The organism is Streptococcus pseudopneumoniae (assembly GCF_001072315.1).
Lineage (GTDB): Bacteria > Bacillota > Bacilli > Lactobacillales > Streptococcaceae > Streptococcus > Streptococcus pseudopneumoniae_R.
The window spans coordinates 1-268 of the sequence record NZ_JVLI01000150.1 but is presented as its reverse complement, the minus strand read 5'-3'; the positions used below and the strand labels follow the sequence as shown (position 1 = coordinate 268).

At 41.4% G+C, this 268-nt stretch carries 1 protein-coding gene; it reads left to right on the top strand.

Annotated elements, in window-relative coordinates:
- The coding region (locus ADH54_RS07810) for a G5 domain-containing protein (RefSeq protein WP_049524676.1) at positions 1-268 on the top strand (268 nt) is incomplete at both ends.

Below are 268 nucleotides of genomic sequence, written 5' to 3'. Positions count from 1 at the left end.
TAAACCAGTTCGTACGAAAGAGCCAACGAACACAGTCGTTAAAGTTCCGGCGAAGGATAAAGTAGAAACAACCAAAATCCCATCACCTAAGAGATATGTGAAAGATGATACACGGGACAAAGATCAACCAAATGTGGAAGAAGCAGGACAAGCAGGTTCAAGCACAGTAACCACTACTTACGAAGTAAATCTAGCAGATGGAACCATTACAGAAAGAGTAGGAAAACCAGTAGTAGTGAATCCGACAGAAACAATTGTCAAAGTCGCA